Genomic DNA, 21,676 nt, shown 5'->3' on the forward strand with positions numbered 1-21,676 from the left:
TCTGTCATCCTTTCAGATCGCGGATTTCCTGCTTGTTGGAATATTCTCTGGTCAGCTTGCGGATCGCCTTGCTTTCAATCTGGCGCACCCGTTCACGCGTAACACCGAATTTCTGACCGACTTCCTCAAGCGTCTTCGGATTTCCGTCATCGATGCCGAAACGCATCTTCACAATTTCACGCTCACGCGCATCCGGCAGACCTTCCACCATCGCACGTACAGCTTCGCGCATCGAGCTGTTCGACGCATATTCCGCCGGGTTCACAGTCCGCTTGTCCTCGATGAAGTCGGACAGCGTACTGCTGTCTTCTTCACCGGTCGGCGACTCAAGCGATACAGGCTCCTGCGCAATCTTGAGCACTTCCTCAACATGTTCCGCCGTCATGCCGCCGCCGACACGCTTCGCAATTTCGGCATAGGTCGGCTCACGGTTATTTTCCTGCGTCAGCTCACGCTGCGCACGGCGCACCTTCGTAATCTGCTCTCCCATATGTACCGGCAGACGGATATCACGGCTCTGATCCGCAATGGCCCGGATCATCGACTGCTGAATCCACCAGCTCGCATACGTACTGAAACGGAAGCCGCGGTCCGGATCAAACTTCTCCACCGCGTGCATCAGACCGATGTTGCCCTCCTGAATCAGATCCTGAAACGCCAGACCACGGTTCTGATATTTCTTGGCAATCGAGACGACCAGCCGCAGATTACTTGAAATCAGTTTCTGACGCGCCTCTTCATCCCCCTGGCGCGCACGCACCGCGATGTCATGTTCCTCACTGGCCGTAAGCAGAGGCACCTTCCCGATCTGCTGCAGATAGTGGCGGACCGAATCCCCCGTCCCCATACGCCGGTTGCGTTCAACATATGCATCCGGAACAACATTCCCGTCCACAGACTCTTCCGAATCTTCATCGGAATCCTGCGAAGATGATTCATCCACCAGAGCCGCCTCTTCCGCGTCACTTTCCTCGTCTTCTGCGTCATCCAGGGCGTCAAGTTCGTCTTCCGCAGAATCCTTCAGATCAATCAGGATACCGTTCTCTTCACACCAGTTGAAAAGATCGTCTTCCTCTTCCTCGGTAAGACGCAGCTTTTCAGCCTTCATCTGAAGCGCATCCTGATCGATGCTTTCACCTGCCTGGCTCTTCTTCAATATTTCATTTTTGAGATTTTCAAGTGCCTGCCCTTTGTCCGGGGCAACATTGGGATTCTTAGCCATGAACAACCCCCTTCGCGTCCCCCATTTTATCATATTTGTATCCGCAGCAACCGCCGACAGCGGCACTTGTACATGCAAGCGGAACAGCGGCTCCGGATCAGCGATACCGCTTCTTTTTATCACATTCTTCATAGACTCCACCAGCCTCCTCTTCCATACGGATTCTCTTGAAAATTACATACTGCCGCCGCAATTCGCCTTCCTCATCCAGCGGATAGTGCTTCGCTTCCAGAATCCGCTCAATCGCCTGGCCGGGGTCCAGAGAATGATAGGGAAGATACACATCCGGCAGTTCCTTCCCCTTCACGATTCGGTACATCTCATTCCTCGAAAATTTCACCGACCGATACGTTGAAACACCGTATTGTTTCTCAATGTCACCCAAAAATCCTGCGAACCTGCCCCTTTCCCATGTATATTGTTTGGCATGAAAAAAATTCCGCCAATATCTGTAACTGACGGAATTTGATGTTATGCTTCTGATCCGATTTTGAGAATGGTTTTGCCTTTCGATTTTCCCTGTCTGACTTTGGCAAGAGCCGCATTCACTTCATCCAGGCTGAAGGATGTATCAATCGATGTTCCCAGCGGATGATCCTTATCAAACAAGGATCCGATCGCTTCCAGCTGCTTACCGTCCTCGTGAACAAACAGGAAGTCATAGGTCTGACCTTTGACGGCAGCCATCCGGTCATACTTTCTGCCAACCATCTGGAACAGGATCCGCTTCCCCAGCGGCATGCCTGTTCTCTTTGCAAAGCGGCCATTCGGCATACCGCGCAGAGACACCAGGCTGCCACCTTCCTTCAGTACCCTGAATTCATTGGCAAGCTCCTGATCCCCAAGGGTATCCAGCACATGATCCACATTCGAAAGAACATCGGCATAGTTTTCTTTCTTATAGTCAATGAACTTTTCGGCGCCAAGTTTCATGACACGTTCCTTGTTTTCAACACTGCCATTGGTATATACATGGAGGCCAAGGCTTTTAGCAACCGGAATTGCCATCGCGCCAAGGCTACCAGTGCCGCCGGAGATAAATACCGATTCCCCTGCCTTTACATGCATGATTTCAAATGCCTGCATCGCCGTCAGCGCCGTCAGAGGAACCGTCGTCGCCTCATCAAAGCTGAGATACGAAGGAATCCGGGCCAGTGCCGAAGCACGAACTGCCGCATATTCCGCAAAGGCGCCGATCTTGTTTAGCGGCATTCGGCCATAGACTCTGTCGCCCTTCCGGAAGCCGGAAACCTTTTTCCCCGTCGCTTCGACGATGCCGGCAAATTCGTTTCCTATCACCAGTGGCATCCGATAAGGAACAATCAGTTTCACATCACCGCGAATAATCATATTATCGAGCGGGTTCACAGCTGCCGAAATAATCCGTACCAGAACCTCATCATCCTCCACTGCCGGTACAGGGATTTCCTTAATTTCCAGATCCGTTCCCTTTTTGTCGTAATGGTTCAGTATCGCTGCTTTCATTTCATTTTCTCCTTCCGTTGATTCCGGTTTATGTATTCGTGCATGTTTTCAATGCAGTCCGCCAGAGTCATGGTGCGCAGCTGCTTTTCCGCTTCTTTTTCCATATCCCGGAACATACCATTCAGAACCGGGCGAATGTTATGTCCCACGATGCATTCATCATTCGGATTCTGATGCACATCAAACAGATGCAGCTCATCTGTTTCATTGACCGCATCATAGATATCGAGCAGCGTAATATCTTCGGGTTTCTTCTTCATCTGGAAGCCGCTGATTCCGCGGTGTCCTTCCAAAATCCCCGCTTTGCTCAGGCGGCTCGTCAGTTTGCGGATATAACTCGCATTCGTTCCGACACTGAGGGCAATCTGATCCGAATTCATCGGTTCCGCTGACTGCGAAATCAAAATCAGCGTATGAATTGCAGAAGAAAATTTCGTATCCATATCTAGTCCTCCCGCTGATAGGTGGCGATATATTCTGTTTCAAAGCCGCTAAGTATTCCCGGATCCTGCTGAAGGAATGTGCCGCGAATCCCGGCTTCTTCCGCACCAATCTCAAAATGACACATGGCAATGCCCAGATCCACCTTCTGAATATCACCGGTCGTTTCATTGGCATATCCCTTTGTCTTCACTTCATAGAAATGAACTCTGTCCTTTTCAACGACACAGCGCCACGGCTGCTTGTTGGTTGCGGAAGGCGCCAGCCGTACCATGGCAAGCGGCAGTTTCCAAATACCCGCATCCGCTTCCGGCAGCGGCGTCGAAAAACCGTTCTGAAGAAACAGTTGATCAAACGGCAGCCGGCTGTCGGACTTCATTCCTTTGCGCATCATCGTTTCGCGAAGAGACCGTTTCTCTGCCGCATAGCCCAGCGGTGTAACGGCGGGCATCCGTTTCCCGTTCTCCAGTCCAATCGCCTTCTCGAAGGCTTTTCGATCGATGGTTGCCGCAAGCCAAACGGTCCCAAGCCCCAATGACGTGGCATAAAGAATCAGCTTTTCAAAGGCATAGCCAAAGGAAACCTCCGCATTCTTCTGAACCTTGTATTTCCCCGCAATATACGTTTTGGCCCCGACAATCACCGGGCTGCTCAGGCCGTCTTTGTCTGCGTCAAGAACAGTAAACGTAACAGGTACGCCAAGCAGTCCCGTATCCTGCTTCAGAAACTGTGTAATCTGTTCCAGAAGCTGCGGCGAAATGCCCTTTTCCTGATAGGTTCGTACACTTTTTCTTTGTCTGATTACGTCTGTATTCATTTTGTGCCTCGCTCCGATTATATTTGTATCAGATACAGATACATTATATACAGACCGCTGCCGTGTCAATAAAAATCGTAAATAATTGATACCGCCACGGTTAGTCTGAGCAAATTGCTTTGTGAAAAATCATCAATCAGGTAGGATCTAGTCACAAGGTAGTAACGCATCGCAGCGGCGCTTCAGAATCCTTTGAACCGTGACTGCAGATGCGGACCACCCGAAAAGGAGATCATTTATGATTAAGTTCAAGCCCACGTATCAGCTTTATATCGATGGTACTTTCCGCGACGCTTCTGACGGGCGTACCATCCCCGTTTACAACCCAGCCAATGGTGAGAAGCTGTCCGAAATTGCGGCAGCCACCAAGTCCGACGTTGACGACGCCGTCAAAGGCGCATGGAAAGCATTCGCCTCCTGGAAGAAGACAACGACGAAGCAGAGAGCTGTGATCCTGCGCAAAATTGCCGACGTCATTGACCAGAATGCGGAAGAACTCGCCATGATCGAGACGCTGGATAACGGGAAACCGATCCGCGAAACACGGAACATTGATATTCCGCTGGCGGCCGATCATTTCCGCTACTTCGCAAGCGTCATTGAAGCAGAGGAAGGAAGCGCAACCGTTCTCGATAACCGTTATCTCTCTTTGGTTCTGCGAGAGCCGATCGGCGTCGTTGGTCAGATCGTTCCCTGGAACTTCCCCTTCACGATGGCCGCATGGAAGCTGGCGCCGGTACTGGCGGCAGGTGATACGACAGTCTTCAAGCCTTCGAGCATGACGTCACTTTCGGTTCTTGCCTTTGCGGAAATGACGAAGGACATTATTCCGGCCGGCGTCTTCCAGGTCATTACCGGCAGCGGCCGCGACGCGGGACAGGCGATTCTGGAACATCCGGATCTGCGCAAGCTCGCCTTCACCGGTTCGACGGAAGTCGGCTACACCGTCGCCAAGGCGGCAGCAGACAAGCTGATTCCGGCGACACTTGAGCTTGGCGGCAAGTCGGCGAACATCTTCTTCGACGATATGGATTTTGAAAAGGCAATGGATGGTCTGCAGCTGGGAATCCTGTTCAATCAGGGTCAGGTCTGCTGCGCAGGTTCCCGTGCCTTCGTCCAGGACACGATCTATGACAAGTTTGTGGCTGAGGCGGTCCGCCGCTTCAAGCAGGTCAAGGTAGGTCTGCCATGGGAAGAGGATACGCAGATGGGCTCCCTCATCAGTAAGGGGCAGCGCGACAAGGTCCATGGCTATGTTGAAATGGCCGTCAAAGAAGGTGCCAAAGTCGCTGTCGGCGGAAACTTCTATGAAGACGAAAAGACGAAGGATGGAGCCTTCTATCAGCCGACAATCCTCGTTGACGTAAACAACAAGATGCGGATTGCGCAGGAAGAAGTATTTGGACCGGTTCTGGTCATCATTCCGTTCCATTCCGAGGAGGAAGTCATCGCCATGGCGAATGACAGTGAATACGGCCTTGGCGGCGGCGTCTTCACCCGCGACATTAACCGTGCGTTCCGCGTCGCCCGCGGCGTCGAAACGGGCCGCATGTGGGTCAACACCTACAACCAGCTGCCGGAGAAGGCGCCGTTTGGCGGCTACAAGAAGTCGGGCATCGGCCGCGAGACGCATGCCATGATCCTCAACGCCTATACCCAGGTCAAGAACATCTTCATCGATCTGGAGGAGGCGCCGAGCGGATTCTATCCCGATCGAGGTTAAGATATGAACGCAAACGATATTCTGATTGTCGGCGCCGGTACTGCCGGTCTGACGGCAGCGATCTATGTACAGCGGGCCGGTCGCCATGCGGTGCTCTTTGAAAAAGGAGCACCGGGCGGCCAGATCGTAACCGCCAACGAAATCCAGAATTATCCCGGCTACAGTTCCATCAACGGTGCCGACTTTGCCTACAAACTGTATGAGCAGGCGACGAGCTTGGGAGCAGAATTCATCAATGGCGAAGTACTCAAAATTACGCCGGAGAAAGACGCCGTCACAATTCAGACAGCCAGCGGAACCTACACCGGCAGAGCCCTGATCTATGCGGCGGGAGCTTCGCACCGCCGCCTGGGTCTTGCCAATGAGGAAAAACTCATCGGCAGAGGCATCTCCTTCTGCGCCAACTGCGACGGAGCCTTCTTCAAAGGAAAAACCGTTGCCGTCAACGGTGGCGGAAACACGGCGCTCGATGACGCTCTCTATCTCTCACGCGTCGCAAAGGAAGTGTATCTGATTCATCGCCGCAAAGAATACCGTGCCGAGCAGCCGCTGCAGAAGGCAGTCGCTGAAACGGCCAATATTCATCCGATTCTGGATACGACAATCACAGCTCTCCACGAAACAAGCGGCCATCTCGCCGCCATCACGCTGCACAACCTTGTGACGCAGCAGGATACGGAACTGGCTGTGGACGGCCTCTTCCTTGCCGTAGGCATGAAGCCCGAGACCGCACTTCTCAGCGGCATCGTCGATCTCAACGAAGCCGGATATATCCTGGCCGGGGAAGATACACGTACCAGCGTGAACAACATCTTCGCCGCCGGCGATGTCCGCAACAAGACGGTGCGCCAGTTGACGACAGCTGCCGCCGACGGTACTGCTGCAGCAATCGCTGCCGTGGCGCTGTAAGCAACAAAAGAACAGAAAAGAAAGCTCCCCGTTTCCGGATCGCTCCGGAGATGGAGAGCTTTTTCTCACTTCATTTTGTCGAGTCTTGCCTGCAGTGTCTTAATCTCTTCGGCGTCCCGTTCCGTATCCATCAGATCGATAGCCTTCTGGCATGCGGCTTTGGCTTCATCGGTACCTTCTGCCTCGGCGCGATCAAACAGCACTTCTTCGATGCTGTAGGCAGCCTGCACCAGCGGATGATCCTTGGTCAGCGTCGTTTCAGCAGCTTCTTCATTCACGAGACGGTACTTGTCAACGACCATGTCCGTTAGCAGCGAATCGAGGCTTGCGTTCAGTTCTTCATCGGTGGTATTCAGGCCCATCTGAAGCAGCTGCGGAACAAAGCCGAGGGTACTTGACGTAAACCAGTTGCCGTCAAAGGTGTTGGCGGAAACGCTCTTGTCCGTCACCGGCGAATTGATCTTATTCGTCAGATAGACAATGACCAGATTCTCCTGCGGATCGATCATCGTCAGAGTACCTGTCCAGCCCTGATGTCCGATCGTATCGGAGCTCGACTGCGTACCAAAGTACCATGCACGCTGATTGTCAGCTTCGCGCCACCAGCCAAGGCCCCACCGTGCACTAGGGGCGTCCTCTTTCTTCGGAGCCGTGAACGTGTCCATCACATTCTGTGAGAAGAAGTTGTTGGTTCCGTATCCTCCCGTTAACATGACGCTGGCAAGTTTCGCAAGGTCTGTCGCATTGGCGAAGAGGCCGGCGTGACCGGACATTCCACCCATGGCATAGTAGGCCTTCTCATCATGTACTTCGCCCTGCAGCGTATAGGTTCTGACGCCAGTAAAGGAAATGGCGCCGTCACGCGTATTACCATTGAGCTCCGTTGCGGCACAGTCATCCTTCGCAAAGCCATGGTCAAGCGGGTTATAGCTGATCTTCGTCAGTCCCATGGGATCCCAGAAGGTTTCCTTCAGGAACGTGTTCAGATCCTTTCCGGTTTCCTTTTCAATAATCAGCCCCAGCAACATGTAATCGACATCGGAGTAAACCGTCTTTGTGCCGGGCTCATACATCAAAGGAGTTTTGCAAATGGATTCGAGCGTCTTCTGCTTCGTCTCTGCCGAACCGTCGCTGCCGGAATACAGTACATTTTCCGTATCCGGATCCGGCTTCTGCGTCGACTGGTTGAAGGCATCGTTATGATACTGGGGATCGGCGGGGAAGCCGGCCTGATGACGCAGGATGTCGCGTACCGTCAGTTCCGCTTTCCATGCCTTGTTCGTCTCAAGGCCCGGATTTTCATAGCCGTCGTAGGTGATATCGATCGTATCATCCACAAATTGCTGTCCGATCAGGTCAACGATCTTCGCATCAAGATCAAAGTCCTCGTGACTCACCAGATACTGCAGCGCATAGTTGACGGAATACATTTTCGTATTCGATGCCAGATCATAGAGCGTATCGTTGGTGACAGCGGCGCTGTCGCTCTTGCGGGTGCCGTCCTGATTGTAGGCGTTGACAGTTCCCCAGGCCTTCTGAAGAACGAGCTTTCCATCTTTTACGACAGCCAGCTGCGCGCTGGTAAAGCCATGTTCAATATCCTTCTGAATGATCTGGTCGATCAGATCAACGGAAGCCTGAGAAATACCGGCTTCTTCCAGTGTTCCATCCTCCAGAACGGTCGGATAGGGAATATCGACCTTGACGGCTTCGGTCAGATCGGAAGGCGTAATCCCGGTCACCTGAATGGTGTTGGTGCCGTCGATGGTCCATTTGGAGATATCGACTTCCCATGTATTTCCGGCAGTCATCTGCGAAGTATCAATCTCATGGTTGTTGATGAAGATACGGAAGCTTTCCACACCTTCGGCCGGTGTAATGTAAAGGCTCCCCTGCCCATGGTATGTTTTGAATGAGTACATGCTGTTCATCGCAAGCGTATCGTCGGTATAGCCTGCCCAGTCCGGGAAAATGACTTCGTCCTGGAACGATGCGGACGCATCAAGTGACGCCTGCTTGATCAGGTTTTCTTCTTCAGCCGCGGCAGTCGCAGCACTGGTGTCGTTCTGTGCGCAGGAAGCCAGGCTGAAAGCCAGCAGCCCAGCGGAAAGGGCGCAAAAAAAGCGTTTCATGATATTTCTTCCTCCATGTAATGGTGGCAAAACAGCCGTGGCGTGCCTACGCTGACAGAATAATCACACGGAACAAAAACATCAACGATTCGGCTGTTTATTGAAATTTTGTTTTACAAAATGGAAGGGCTTCCAGTAAAAAGCAATAAAATGACGGCCAGAATAAGACCGTCAAACCCTGATAACAAAAGCACTTCATGCAGGAATATTAGTGATAGGAATCAGGCATCTCGAATGAAACAGTTTCAACACAATATCCACAAAAAGAGAGAACCATTCATTCCTCCGGTTCCTCTTCTACTCTCCTGCTCATCTTTCCAGGTACGCAGGTCATCCCAAACATTGCCAGTGCCTGATTCACTTTATCCATGCGCAGGCTCTCTTTTCCCTGCTCAAGATCACGCACAAACCTCAGCCCCAGCCCAGACCGGAATGCAAACTCCTTCTGCGTCAGACCGGCTTCCTTCCGGTTCATCTTTACGAACGTGGCAATCGGGTTTAAATCCTTTTCTTTCATCGCAAAATTATACCCATATAGGTATATTGTTAACAAAAATTTCACCAAATATACCCTATCGGGTATATTATAAGCAATAGTAAATCAATCAGAACCAGTCTCTTTAAAAAGTTCAGGTTCCGAATCCATTAACATCTGCGCCAGCACCTTATAATCCAGATATTGCACACCGTAGGTTCCGGCATGGATTTTTTCCGCCATTTCACTGTGATAGTAGATATCCATCGCTTTTCTCAGAGAAATATTATTCTTCTTTGCCAGATACGAGATCAGGCGCTCTTCCAGTCTTTCCTGATATATTTTTTCGAGCGTGTCCTCATTCATAATGTGACCTCTGATGCTTTCTTAAATACGAGCGTCTGGTCAATGGCCTTTTGTGTGATAAAAGCGATCTGATCATACCCCGGGTAGACTCGTATTTCTTTTAAAGCACGGTCCTTATCCCAAATGCCTGAATGATACAAATCGACAACCCGGAACACCTTATCATTTGCCACTTTGCCTATGATAATGTCATACCTTCGATATTCCGTATTTCCATCACGACACTTGCACACAAAATCAATCCACGTATCGAGGTCATCTCCAAAGTCTCTGATGTTCAGACCATCCATAACAGAAAGCAACTCATATTCATTAAGAACCGGCTTCGAACCCTTGGAAAATCCAGCCTTTCGCCTTGCCCAGCGCTCTGCCTGTTCCCTGATTGTAGTCACGTAAAAACCTCGTCCGAAATCAAGGTCACGGATGGAATGGATGACATCCGGATGATCAACAATCATATTAGAACCATGATAAACAATCATGCGATCACACCTCTATCCTTTAGATACTCGCCAATATCATGCACAACATAATCCGTGCTCTGTGTATGAAGTACGTCATAGTAAGGAATGATATAGTTATCCAAACATCCGCTTTTCTCCAGTGCCGCGTATACCTTTGATGGCGTTGTGTTCCAGCGATCCGCGCAGGCATGAATCATATATACAGCAAAAGAGAAATTGTCTTCATTCATATTTCACCTCCGACTTGATTAGAGCAGTGATCTAACGCTTCGTGCCATATCGCTCCTTCTGAGCCTTACCTCAATGACCCTCACACTGGCATATAGATCGATGGAAAACCGTTCATTTTTCATGTGCTTCAAGCGCTATCCTTCTCTCACATTTCCGATGAATCTGCTGTGCATAAAACGGCATTCTATCAGCCTTATCCTCATTCCAACAACGCCTGTTGACCGCAGCATGTCGTAGAGAAGTCTCGCATGTAGTTACAAACATTTCCCTCCCGGCTGATCAATCATTTGTTGCCAAGAGCCTAGGCAACAAGTCGAGACCATCATTATTCCCGTTTACTCAATGGTTATCTCTATGATTACTAGCACAGGAAGTCGTCATCAGTTCCTTAGAGCTTTAAGCCACGCAACAGCTTAAACCAATGCTTCACCAAAAGTCTGTTTTACTTCATCTGCATCCTTACCAGAGATTGTTCGTCCGGTCGCCGTTTCAATAGCAGCTAGCAGCTTCTTGGCCCGATCGACAAAATACTTCTGGAAATCATTATTACGGAGTAGAGTATGGTCAATCCAGTGAGTTTCCACATATCCATCCAGATCAGTTGCCGTAACCGATCCCTTCTTTTCGAGTTTTTCAAGATAAACTGAAGGCGCGGAGCCCCCAATTTCGCGATTGCTGCTTGCAGAAATTGGCGTCTTATTCACAACGCTGTTCCATAACCGCTTGTCATATCCCTTCTGAATGCAGTAATCCTTGGGGAAGATGTGATGAATATCAATCTTCTCATCCGTGAATGTTGAAAAATCCATTTCTGTTCCAGATATGAAATCACGTGCATGGTTTTTCAAAATCAGTGCCATCATACCTTTATAGGCTGCCGATTGACGGGATTGCATCCCAAGCAACCGCATGGGATTAAAATAGAAATCCGTAACGGTTTTGGGAAGATTCCCTTCAGATTCAATCCATTTAACTACCTGAACAATGTCATTCGCATATCGAGTTTCATTGGCTGAGCCATACAATTCCCCAAACACCCCACACCAGTACCACTGTTTAACTTTATTCTTTACTGATGTTGTACGGATTCTATTGTGTTTCATAAGAACCGTGCAGATAGCAGAAAGAGGAATCAATTGTGTACTGTAAGGCAGGTCATTGCTTGAAAAAATGCGTTCTTCTCTCAGAAGATTTTCCGCAATAGAAAAACCTTTGCAGAGGTCTTCAGAATATTTCTTATAAATATCCAGTGTCAATGATAGAACATCCTTCTTCTTACAGCTTACAGTGTCACCTTCCATATAAGAAGAAAGCAATGTGAGTGCAGTCAAAAAATCGGTCGCAGTCACTATTGATAAAATATCCCCAGAGAAGTAAGTTTCTCTTTTGTTTTCCCAGTCTTTTCTGAGTTGAAAATCATCCATAGCAAATACTGCTGTCACAAGCTCAAATACAGTAAGTGAGACTCCGCCTGTATTGACATTCTCAAACACCTGACAAACAGCTTCCTTTGGTGTAGTTTTTTCAAGTAGGATAACTGGCATTTGATATTGTTGGGTTGGATTAATCACCTTTGAGAACAGTTCTATAAACTGTTGTATTATTTCGTGATCATAGTTCATGTACGAATAATATTGATTCTGCCAGTCAAGCACTGCCGCAGAATCCAAAATAATATTCAGCGGGAACATCTTGAGTTTAAACTCCTGTTCTCTGCTCGTGAGATCCTTTTCAACATTCCGGCCAAAGTCAGAGGTAATTAACTTGTTTGCAGGAACCGAAACAACTATTTTGTCATCATCTGCTGTGAGATTAAGTGCGTTTTCAATGCTCAAATAATAATAACGATCAATATTCTTACCCTTCTCAGTCTTAGTATGAACGGGATTTTTGCTGTAAAGTGCATTATATAAAGAAGTCAATCTCTGCTGTCCATCGAGAATCAGTTCATCAGGTTCAATGTCATGGTCAGCAGGAGACCCTTCAATTGGTTTATGTTTAAAGTGAACAATTTCATTACCATACTCGAGAAACATAGCAGCACCGACCGGAAAGTTTCGGATAACGCTCAATATTAGAGCTCGGATTCGCCCGTCATCCCATACCCAACCGCGCTGAAAATCAGGAAGCTGTGCAAGCCCGCTATCCACTTCCTTCATTAGATCTGTGAGTCGTCTATCATTCGTTTTCATATCCTATCAATTGGTCCTCTTTTATCATCCACAGCGGATATATTTATCACCTTATTCAGCAAACTTCTTCCTTCTGAATTAGCATATATTCCTATTCTTTAATCCAAGCAATCACCTCATGAGTTTTACGTCACTGAAGTGAAGTAACCAAACCCATCATACACGACGTTGCTATTTGATACCGTCAAAAATAGCACTTCACATCATTATCAACCGCATGTTGGCTTCCAGACAAACATCCCCTCCGAACAAGCAATCGATCTGACCAGTTCCAGCATTTTTCCATCCGCATGATAGACAGTCAGGTGCAACACATCCAGCGAAGATACAATCAGCGCATCCCCGATCAAAATTGAAACATCCCGCTTTCGCATCACTTCCGCGACATGATCCGGTGACGGATTCACCACATCCTCCTGATCCAAAGATATCGGATAGTAGCAGTTCAGTTTCAGAACAATATGGATGTGCTTCTCTTTGACTGCATCAAACCGATCACCATGCAGAAAATAATCCTCCACCGCAAAGTATTGTCCACCACTCTCCTTCGACACCTGCCTGGGAAGAATATCCATCACCCAGCACGGCCCCTGTAACAAGTCTTCTATCCTGTCTTCCATATTTCTACTCTCGGCACAAGTCCGGCACATTAGATGTTAGTACCACATTGCCACGCTCTTCTCCGGGATGTCGCCTTTGTTTACTCGATTAGCGATATCACGCATCGCAAAATCACCACACTCCGTAATATGCGACGGCTCCGTTGCCTACTCATCGAAATCAGTTCCGCCGCATTCACGTATCATCTCGTTGGTTGCTTTTACCATCTCGTTCATTTCTTCAGCGGAAACTTCATACTCAAAATCACTTTACTTTGATGCTTTCAGCCTTGAGATCCGCAACAATAACGCCAGGCTCCTTATCTTTCTTCCCTTCCGGATAGTACCAGTACGTTAACACATCTCCAATTCTTTCATGGAGTTCATACTTGACCATATCTCTTCCTATTATTTTTCATTCAGCGTTTAATCTTCTTTTGCTGCTACAGTCAGTAATACCTGTTTGTCCTTTGGGTCATTCACAACATGCATTTTTCTATGACAATTAGGGCACAAAGCAACACAATTATCAATGGAATCCAAGCCGCCTTCAGAAAGCCACTGAATATGATGACATTCAAGATAAGGTTCCCCGTTTTGGTCAAGAAATGGCGCTACTGCCCCGCATAACTGGCAATGCCCATTTGCCCGGTTCTTTACGTATGCCGCAATCACTGGATCACGATGATAAATCTTAGTCTGGGTGATATTGGATATTGGAGACTTACTGTGATTCTTAGCTTTCTTTTTCAATTGTTCGATCGGTTTATGAATCTCCTGTTCCACCCGATTATCAAACTCTTTCCGCAACAATTCATAATCAGGTGCGGCAGCATCATCAAACTTCGAAGGATTATGCTGATGAATAACCCACTTCAAGTGCTCCCATTGTTCATCATCCAGCTTAGTCGAAGCACAAAAGGTGCTAACTTTTATGAAACTTTTGATCTCCCGATAATCAATCGGCTCCGCTAATCCTTCTACGTCCGATATCTCCGACATCCAATATGACCCGTCTCCCATTGGATAAGAATTTACAACACCATAGCCAAGTAATTTGCCGCTGTATTGCTGATAAAAGTTCTTTTGCTTGGTAATGAATTTTTCAAGGCCCGAATCAGCGGAAAAGTCCATGTGAGAGGTTGCCATTCCAAGGTTCGCTCTTGCCTGTTTGGCACACATAAAGATGATTGTGTCACCAGGTACTGCATTCTTAGGAACTGACCATGTCGTATGCCGCTCGCTGACCCCTTTGAGAAATTCATCAATATTTGTGCCATGGAAATTTTCATAGAGATATAAGAAATCATCCCGATCTCTGGATACAGTGAAGTTCTCAATAAATATCATCTACGACTACCAGTCCCTTCCTCATAAGATAAATGTCCAGCAGGAAGAACATGAAAGAATGTTCCTCAGGGAACACAGGCAGCAGAGCTCCATCCGCATACATTCATATCCTGCTGTGTTATGTAAGGTTCGACAAGGAACGCATCACAAGGTCAACATCCTTGTTCTCCAGTTCCTGAATAATGTGAAGGTACGTTTTCTGCGTCGTTGTCATGCTCGCGTGCCCAAGTCTGCGGGCCACGCTGGCAATAGATACTCCCGCAAATAACAGAATCGACGCATGCGTATGCCGCAAACCGTGAATCGAAATCACCGGAATTTTAAGCTGCTTACAATACCGCTCCAGAATGTCATTAATGGTGGAATTGTAGATATTCTGTCCCCGCACAAAGATTGGCTGATCCGGTGCAAGATCACGAGTCAACGCTGAAAACTGCATTACCAGCTGCCAGTCAATCTGAATCCGCCGTACCGACGACTTATTCTTCGTTGCCGTAAATCCGCCGCCATTCTTATAATTCCAGGTTTTACTGATCGATACCGTCTGGTGTGAAAAATCAAAGTCATTCGGCGTTATGGCAAGGGCCTCCGAGAAACGCATCCCTGTCTTCGCCACCAGCAGAATGAACCAGTCCCAGTTAATTTCATTCCTCAGATCCAGACTCGTTAACAAAGTATGAAGCTCAAACTGATTCAGGTACTTGACCTTCTTACTGGATGGTGTCTTTCCCTTAATGATCACCTTCCGGGTCGGGTCACGTTCAATCAGTCCATCGTCAACCGCATCCAGAATGGCGCCTTTCAACTGATGATGAAAGTCCATCGTTGTCTGCCGCTCATGATCCTTTGCATAGTCATTGATCAGCTGCTGGTAGCTTACTCTCGTCAGTTCGCACAGTTTCAGATCCGGCACAAGCTTATCGAGCCATGCCTGCGCCATATGATACTTATTCAGCGTAACATCGCGGATTGCCCCTTCCTTATAAACCGAAACCCAGTCCGAATAGTAGTCACGAAATAAATCTGATGATTTGCTTTCACTCAGCATCCTTTTTCTCCTTCCTAGGAATGCATGCTGATGAAGCATCTGCTGCCGAAGATCAGATCATTTTCCCGCCCGAAAGTATAAAGTCCATTAGCAGCTTATCCGCCTCATTACGAACAATGAACGGCGGCCTGCGCTCACCATCGACCACCGCAAAATATGCTTCCGCATTTTCCAAAATGACGCTGTCGCGCAGCTCATCAAAGCGGCCATACTGATTTATCGTGTCCTTTGTCACATGGCGATCAAGCAGATCCATCACGAGATTCTCATCGACGCCAAGGCATTCATGAAGACGATGAACCTCATTCTTCTTTTCTGTATTCATATAATCAACGATGTAGCTGCGGAAAGGTTTCCCATCCTCCAGCTCAACATCGCCCGTCTGAACGTCATGCAGAAACAGTTCCGCAAACTTCTGTTCTTCCTGAGACAGCGTTGAAAACGCCTTATGAAGATCCGCAAGGGACTGCTCCAGCTCGGCCGGATCCACATTCGGCTGTGTCAACTGCTTCTTCCACTTTTCGAAGCGGGAATTCATATACTCATTATCAATGGTCCCGGTACTCAGCTCCGTCAGATAAGGATCAATTGCAAATGTTATTTCGCCGCCCTCGCCATTATCATCGTCGCCATTTCCGCCGCCAAGTTCCTTATAACGCTGCAGAAGTGTCAAATACTCTTCTCTACCGGGCTCAACAGTCACCGTGTCTTCCGTCGGATCATCAGCGTCGATACGTGCGCTGTAAACCTTCTTATCCCAGCTAAATCCCTGGATTGTTGCCGCCTGCAAATAGCCTGAAAATTCGCGGAATAATTTCGCGAATTTCGCCTTCGACGGGACATCGTCCGGGAGCCTGTCCATCTCTGGAATACCGGCGCTCTTAAAAATTCTGACAATATCCTGGAAGGTTACATTCATGTGGCGGATGTTATCCGGCAAGTGATCAGCAAACAGTCCCCTTGGCTTATCGCCAGAGTACAACTCGACCGCCTCTTCGATGTTCCGCTTCATTGTATGTGGCATGCGATAGTAACGAATAGAACCGAACGGCTTCTCATGTTGATCAAACAGGCGATTCGTTCTGGAAAATGCCTGAATCAGATTCTGATATTCCAATACCTTATCGAGGTACAGGGTATTGATCCACTTTGAGTCAAATCCCGTCAGCATCTGGTTGACAACGATCATCATATCCAGCTGCTGCTCCGGCTTCATGCGGATATACGGCGACTTATGCGCAATCCGAGCCGCAACATCACGTTTAAAGCCGTCATAGTGGGCCATGTCAAAGTTCTGATTGTAGCGGTCATTATAATCTATGAGCATTTCACGGATGCCATCATCCTTCAGAATGGAAGTTTCGCCTCCCGCATTATCAATCGTCGGGTCAAAGATACAGGTGACGCGAAGCTGCGGCGCACGCTTCTTAAACAGACGATAATAGGAAATTGCTTCCGGAATGCTGCTCGTAGCGAAAATTGCATGCAGTAAATATCCATGGCTCATCGAGTCGCGGTCACCTGCGATGTTATCAACAACTGCTTCCTGATACTTTTCGGATCTCCATGCACTTGAATCGACGTAATCTTCGATTCCTTTCCGTTCGCCGTCGCCAGCCATCGGAACTTCAGCCGATGACATAAACTTATAGTAAATTGCCTTCTTCTTTGGATCCTTGAGTGCTTCATCCACAGTCGAGGCATGGGCCTGTTCCAGGGCAACCATCTTGCGCAGTTCTTTATCCGGATACACCATGACCATTGTCGGATCAAAGCCAAGAACATTTTTATCCCGAATACCGTCCGCAATACTGTAGCGATGAAGTTCATTTCCAAAGATATCCGCCGTCGTAAGCTGCCTGCGACTATTTTCTGTAAAGACCGGCGTACCCGTAAAGCCAAAGAAAAGCGCATTGGGGAACGTGTACTTAATCGTCAACAACATATCTCCGAACGTTGAACGGTGACACTCATCAACAATAAATACGACACGTTTCCGGCGTATATTCTCCAGATCCTTCTCTCTGAGCATGCCCCCGGCATCTTCTTTGAGGCGACTCATCTTCTGAATCGAGGTAACGATAAGGCTGTCATTCGGATTATTGCTTGTAAGTTTTTCAATCAGCTTATAGGTATTTTCCGTATCCTGTACCTGATCCGCACTGTCCGCAAATCCGCGGTATTCTCTGACAGACTGAACGCCAAGTTCGATCCGGTCCATCAGGAAAACAACCTTATCCGCATCATGAGAATCTGCAATCAGCTGCGCCGACTTGAAGGAAGTCATTGTCTTTCCTGACCCGGTTGTATGCCAGATATATCCTCCAAGCTGGTTTCCATCTCCCCAGTGTTTTTCATTTGCCGTGACGCGATCACTGATCTTTGTAGCTGCCCAGTATTGATAGCTGCGCATCACTTTAAGAATACCGTCCGACTTATCCGGGACCGAATAATAGCCGATCATCTCATGTGCCTGTGGAATGCACAAAAGATTAGACACAATATCTTTCCAATTATGAAAAGGCTCGTTATTGAAGTCCTCCCAATGGAAGAAAAAATCAGGATTGAACTTCCCATCAGGGCCAGGATTTGCAAAGTACACCCCATCCTCCGGGTTCATTGCCACAAATATCTGTATCAGCGAAAAGAGACCGGTAAATATTCCTTCATGTGCATAAATCTCAATCTGTCGGCATGCCTCCTCATAAGGAACCCCGCTCCTCTTAAGCTCAATGTGGAACACCGGAAGCCCATTAATCAGTAACATCAGGTCACCGCGCCGCGTATGATAGATCGCATCATGGTGACCAAACTCCGGTTGCTCCGCTATCTGATAACGGCTCTGCCCACCGGCAATTTCACTTCGAGAATAAATCTTCAAACTGACTTCCTTACCATAGTGAAGCTGATCTGCAGGATTTTTTCGCGTCAACGAAACATACGTGCCATTAATAAACTCATTTAGTGCCAACGGCGTCCGCAGCGCCGTAATCTGTTCCAACAGTTCATCCATCTCTTCCGGAATCAGGGGACAGCCATTCAACTGATCAATGCCACGATTGTTCTCAAAGAGAATATCTGCCCAGTTTTGAATCAGATCCTGCTCCGTCGGATGCATCAAAACCTTGTCACTCCACCCATTACGCTGCAGCTCAGTAATTACTGCCTTCTCAAAATCAGCCTCTACACTAAATCCAGTCATATTTTTCGCTCCATTTCAATTATATAGTCCAGCTCCATGCTGTCTTTGATGAAGGGTGATAAGGTGGTCGAGTCTCTGGAAATAGGCTCCTATTTGTTTCTGTTCTCCTATAGTTGGAGGAACCATCACATCATAGGCACCAAGCATACTTCTGCTAATTCTTTGCCTTGTTCCACCTGCCAAGCAGGTATTAACCCACTTAAAATATCCAGGTGTGGACAAGCACTGAACAATAAAGGCTGCGGAATTTTCTGCAGAAGTTCTAGCAATGGTACAATCAACAGCAGTTATCATGCGAGTGCCAGTTTCTGGCACTATACAGGCTCTTCCTGCAGGTTCGGGCAATCTTGAAATCAGAATATCTCCCGGAAAAATTTCTTCACAATTGAGCCTGTTAAAAGTCTCTTCTGAAATCCATTTTTTGTTATCGGCTTTATCTATAAATTCAGTTACTCCAACATTGCCTGTTTGTACTAATCTGACGCCTAAAGAGCTCTGATCTTTGGCTTCAATCCAATCGCCATCATCAAATCGTGCAAAGAGGGAGGACAACTTACGCTGTTCCCAATCGTCTGTGAAACCTTTGAAGCGAAGAGCAGGAGTATTCTTTGTTTTTTCGTTCTCAGTCATTGGAATTACCTCCCAATAACTTCTGCAGTTCACGGATGCCGGCCATATCATTATTGCTACCTGTCAGGTCATTCATCATTTGGCAGAGAGAATGCTCTGTTTCTTTGATTTGATCCTCAATGTCTTTGAATGTTGTTGAATACTTTGTAGAAAGTTCCTTGATCTTCTTTGCGAACGCATCAATCAGATCATCGGAAAGCCTGGCAACACCGCTTGTAATCGGCACGATCCATTTCTCATGCAGAAGGTTTCTCGCCTCATCATCTGTAAGATTTTCAATCCGCTGCTTCGTAAGGATCTGAAGCTGTTCCTGTCCGCTTTTTACTTCCTTTTTCAGATTCTTTTCTTCCGCATTAAGATCTGAAACTTCTTCCAGCGTCTTGATCAATTCCGCATCAGCATCAACTTTTTTCAGCTCCTTAATCGTCGCTTTGATGTTCTTGAATACAAAAGCGCCATCCTCATCCACAGCATCACCAAGCTGACTCTTATCATCTTCATTCAGATTTTCAGCCAGTTCTGAGTAGCGGTCCGTGATCTCCTGCAGACGATTGTTTTTCTGTTCAAGTGCATTCAATTCCTCTTTGAGATACGTCTTCTGGAAAATATCAAAAGGAATGATATGGCCCTTCCAGCCTTCCTGAACCTCGCCATCAGTCAATGTCAGTAAGTTAACAGGAAACACTGACTTCTGACAAGAAACACTCGTTTCAAAATATGGCGAGTGTTTTTTATTTTGCAAAGTGCTATGCCAAGACGTTTTCACCACTTACATAAAAGCATCAGAAAATGCATAAACATGCACTTTTTTCAAAAAGGCACTTGACAGGCTGAGCACAGGAATTTTTAGACAATCCGAAGGAAATTGTAGGGGGTATTTTTCGACTATGGTTTCCTATCTCTATTCGCTGGGCGCTGTTCATAAGCATCTCAATGATGCGATCAACTATGTGTCTTCTTCTATTGGCTGCTACTGCAAATCTCCCGGGTTTGATTTCACCCGCAAGCGTAAACTGCCGCCGGAAGAGCTCATGAAATTCCTGATCCAGTTCCAATCCAAATCATTATCTTCTGAGATCGGAGATTATTTCACTGATATGGAGGTCCCTCCATCTGTTTCTGCTGTCATTCAACAGCGGCGGAAATTGGATCCCCGGGCGCTGTATCGGGTATTCACTTTATTCACTGACAGTATTAACGTCAACAATCGGTTTCAGGGATATCGACTTCTGGCTTCCGACGGATCCGATATCAATATTCCATATAATCCGGAAGACAGTGAGACTTATCATATCCAGAACGGAATGGCACGAGGCTTTAATCAGCTTCATCTGAATGCGTTATACGATGTTTTGAATCGCTGTTATGCCGACATTGAGATTGATACAGCAGCCAAATCAAATGAGCCCAATGCCGCAGAAGAAATGCTTGAAAAGAATGCAGAGAAATATGGAAAGTTCATTTATATTGCCGATCGCGGTTATGAGAAATATCAGCTGCTGGCATTTCTCACTGAGAACCAGATAAAATACATCATTCGCGTCAAAGATATCTCAAGCAATGGGATTCTCAGCACCATGAATTTGAAGGATGAGGAGTTCGACCTTGATCTGGGAAAAGAAATTACCAGACTGCAGACCAATGAAGTAAAGCGGCATCCGGAAAAATATGTCCGTATCATGAATAATCAGGTCTTCCGATTTCTTCCCATCGAAGAAGAATCGTATTATCTGAATTTTCGGGCAGTACGATTCAAAATCACCGACGATACTTATGAATGCCTGATTACCAACCTGCCAGGAGATCAGTTCCCGATCAGCGTAATGAAAGAGCTGTATCACCAAAGATGGGGCATTGAAGGAAGTTTTCGCGAGTTGAAATATACTATCGGGCTTACCGAATTTCATGGCAGAAACATACAGTTTCTTTATCAGGAAATCTATGCGCGGACAATTCTGTATAACCTCTGCCAGTTCATTGTGGCAGCCGTGCCGTCAGAAAAGTCAGCCACCATACATGAGTACAGATTCAATTTCAGCTCTGCTGTGACAAATATCAGGCAGTATCTTGCAGGCCATATTGATGAGGAGAAGCTGATACTCAGAATAAAAAAGTTCCTGATCCCAATCAGACCAGGAAGATCGTTTGTTAGAAATATACGTTCTCAATCCGCAAAGTTGTTTACGTATAGATCTGCCTAACGATCAGAGTATAAAACATCCGCAAACCTAAATCCACCGATTTTCGTGACAGGCAATCGCTCTGTCCTTTTCGTTTTGGCAAAATGTGTCAGTTTTGATCACACGATCCGGAAGAAAAGCCACACCGTTGATCATCTCAATCATCAGTGTGGCTCAGAATGCCAACTGCAACAGATATCAGGGCTTTTC

General features: G+C 47.5%; 21 protein-coding genes. 3 read left to right on the plus strand and 18 right to left on the minus strand.

Annotated features, from left to right (window positions below; genetic code table 11):
• Positions 1 to 4: 4 nt before the first annotated feature.
• From C1714_RS01510 to C1714_RS01530, 5 genes are all read right to left on the minus strand, one after another.
• On the minus strand, positions 5 to 1,222 hold the full coding sequence (locus C1714_RS01510; RefSeq protein WP_167849885.1) for a sigma-70 family RNA polymerase sigma factor: 1,218 nt from the start codon (positions 1,220 to 1,222) through the stop codon (positions 5 to 7).
• A 97-nt stretch (positions 1,223 to 1,319) separates the two neighbouring features.
• On the minus strand, positions 1,320 to 1,529 hold the full coding sequence (locus tag C1714_RS01515; protein WP_210115226.1) for a hypothetical protein: 210 nt from the start codon (positions 1,527 to 1,529) through the stop codon (positions 1,320 to 1,322).
• 164 nt (positions 1,530 to 1,693) lie between these two features.
• Positions 1,694 to 2,707: an NADP-dependent oxidoreductase gene (locus C1714_RS01520; RefSeq protein ID WP_102341530.1), complete on the minus strand. Its 1,014-nt coding sequence runs from the start codon at positions 2,705 to 2,707 to the stop codon at positions 1,694 to 1,696.
• Positions 2,704 to 3,150, minus strand: a complete 447-nt coding sequence (locus C1714_RS01525) for an Rrf2 family transcriptional regulator (RefSeq protein WP_102341531.1) — start codon at positions 3,148 to 3,150, stop codon at positions 2,704 to 2,706. The genes C1714_RS01520 and C1714_RS01525 overlap by 4 nt, the downstream gene beginning before the upstream one ends.
• 2 nt (positions 3,151 to 3,152) lie before the next feature.
• A complete protein-coding gene (locus C1714_RS01530; protein ID WP_102341532.1) occupies positions 3,153 to 3,965 on the minus strand; it encodes a nitroreductase family protein in 813 nt (270 codons plus the stop codon).
• A 238-nt stretch (positions 3,966 to 4,203) separates the two neighbouring features.
• On the opposite strand from C1714_RS01530, the gene C1714_RS01535 reads away from it, so the two are divergent.
• Complete coding sequence (locus C1714_RS01535; protein ID WP_102341533.1) at positions 4,204 to 5,688, plus strand: aldehyde dehydrogenase family protein; 1,485 nt, start codon at positions 4,204 to 4,206, stop codon at positions 5,686 to 5,688.
• A gap of 3 nt (positions 5,689 to 5,691) precedes the next feature.
• Complete coding sequence (locus C1714_RS01540; RefSeq protein ID WP_102341534.1) at positions 5,692 to 6,597, plus strand: NAD(P)/FAD-dependent oxidoreductase; 906 nt, start codon at positions 5,692 to 5,694, stop codon at positions 6,595 to 6,597.
• Between the two features lie 65 nt (positions 6,598 to 6,662).
• Here the strand turns inward: C1714_RS01540 and pbp4b are convergent, their stop codons facing one another.
• The 13 genes from pbp4b to C1714_RS01600 form a co-directional block, all read right to left on the minus strand.
• A complete protein-coding gene (gene pbp4b / locus C1714_RS01545; protein ID WP_102341535.1) occupies positions 6,663 to 8,729 on the minus strand; it encodes a penicillin binding protein PBP4B in 2,067 nt (688 codons plus the stop codon).
• A 277-nt stretch (positions 8,730 to 9,006) separates the two neighbouring features.
• The gene (locus C1714_RS01550) at positions 9,007 to 9,246 is read right to left on the minus strand and encodes a helix-turn-helix transcriptional regulator (protein WP_102341536.1); all 240 of its coding nucleotides are present in this window, start codon (positions 9,244 to 9,246) and stop codon (positions 9,007 to 9,009) included.
• 84 nt (positions 9,247 to 9,330) lie between these two features.
• On the minus strand, positions 9,331 to 9,570 hold the full coding sequence (locus C1714_RS01555; protein WP_102341537.1) for a hypothetical protein: 240 nt from the start codon (positions 9,568 to 9,570) through the stop codon (positions 9,331 to 9,333).
• Complete coding sequence (locus C1714_RS01560) at positions 9,567 to 10,028, minus strand: DUF3990 domain-containing protein (RefSeq protein ID WP_210115227.1); 462 nt, start codon at positions 10,026 to 10,028, stop codon at positions 9,567 to 9,569. Before C1714_RS01560 ends, C1714_RS01555 begins: the two co-directional genes overlap by 4 nt.
• A gap of 20 nt (positions 10,029 to 10,048) precedes the next feature.
• On the minus strand, positions 10,049 to 10,264 hold the full coding sequence (locus C1714_RS01565) for a DUF3791 domain-containing protein (protein WP_102341539.1): 216 nt from the start codon (positions 10,262 to 10,264) through the stop codon (positions 10,049 to 10,051).
• 414 nt (positions 10,265 to 10,678) lie between these two features.
• Positions 10,679 to 12,457, minus strand: coding sequence for a DUF262 domain-containing protein (locus tag C1714_RS01570; protein WP_102341540.1), 1,779 nt, complete (start codon positions 12,455 to 12,457; stop codon positions 10,679 to 10,681).
• Positions 12,458 to 12,666: 209 nt separating this feature from the next.
• Positions 12,667 to 13,077, minus strand: a complete 411-nt coding sequence (locus C1714_RS01575) for a hypothetical protein (protein WP_135567864.1) — start codon at positions 13,075 to 13,077, stop codon at positions 12,667 to 12,669.
• Positions 13,078 to 13,321: 244 nt separating this feature from the next.
• Positions 13,322 to 13,453 carry a hypothetical protein gene (locus tag C1714_RS14530; RefSeq protein WP_280951986.1) on the minus strand — a complete coding sequence of 44 codons (132 nt, stop codon included), beginning with the start codon at positions 13,451 to 13,453 and terminating at the stop codon, positions 13,322 to 13,324.
• A gap of 29 nt (positions 13,454 to 13,482) precedes the next feature.
• Positions 13,483 to 14,406, minus strand: coding sequence for an HNH endonuclease (locus C1714_RS01580; protein ID WP_210115228.1), 924 nt, complete (start codon positions 14,404 to 14,406; stop codon positions 13,483 to 13,485).
• 118 nt (positions 14,407 to 14,524) lie between these two features.
• A complete protein-coding gene (locus C1714_RS01585) occupies positions 14,525 to 15,454 on the minus strand; it encodes a site-specific integrase (RefSeq protein ID WP_102341542.1) in 930 nt (309 codons plus the stop codon).
• Positions 15,455 to 15,506: 52 nt separating this feature from the next.
• Entirely contained in the window at positions 15,507 to 18,656 is a 3,150-nt protein-coding gene (locus C1714_RS01590) for a type I restriction endonuclease subunit R, EcoR124 family (RefSeq protein ID WP_102341543.1), read from the minus strand.
• Positions 18,657 to 18,671: 15 nt separating this feature from the next.
• Positions 18,672 to 19,286: a restriction endonuclease subunit S gene (locus C1714_RS01595; protein ID WP_210115229.1), complete on the minus strand. Its 615-nt coding sequence runs from the start codon at positions 19,284 to 19,286 to the stop codon at positions 18,672 to 18,674.
• On the minus strand, positions 19,279 to 19,947 hold the full coding sequence (locus C1714_RS01600; protein WP_102341544.1) for a hypothetical protein: 669 nt from the start codon (positions 19,945 to 19,947) through the stop codon (positions 19,279 to 19,281). Before C1714_RS01600 ends, C1714_RS01595 begins: the two co-directional genes overlap by 8 nt.
• 226 nt (positions 19,948 to 20,173) lie before the next feature.
• Here C1714_RS01600 and C1714_RS01605 point away from each other — a divergent pair, with 226 nt between their 5' ends.
• Positions 20,174 to 21,487 carry an IS4 family transposase gene (locus tag C1714_RS01605; RefSeq protein ID WP_102341545.1) on the plus strand — a complete coding sequence of 438 codons (1,314 nt, stop codon included), beginning with the start codon at positions 20,174 to 20,176 and terminating at the stop codon, positions 21,485 to 21,487.
• The last annotated feature ends 189 nt before the right edge of the window (positions 21,488 to 21,676 follow it).

The organism is Galactobacillus timonensis, from assembly GCF_900240265.1.
GTDB classification, from domain to species: Bacteria; Bacillota_I; Bacilli_A; order Erysipelotrichales; family Erysipelotrichaceae; genus Bulleidia; species Bulleidia timonensis.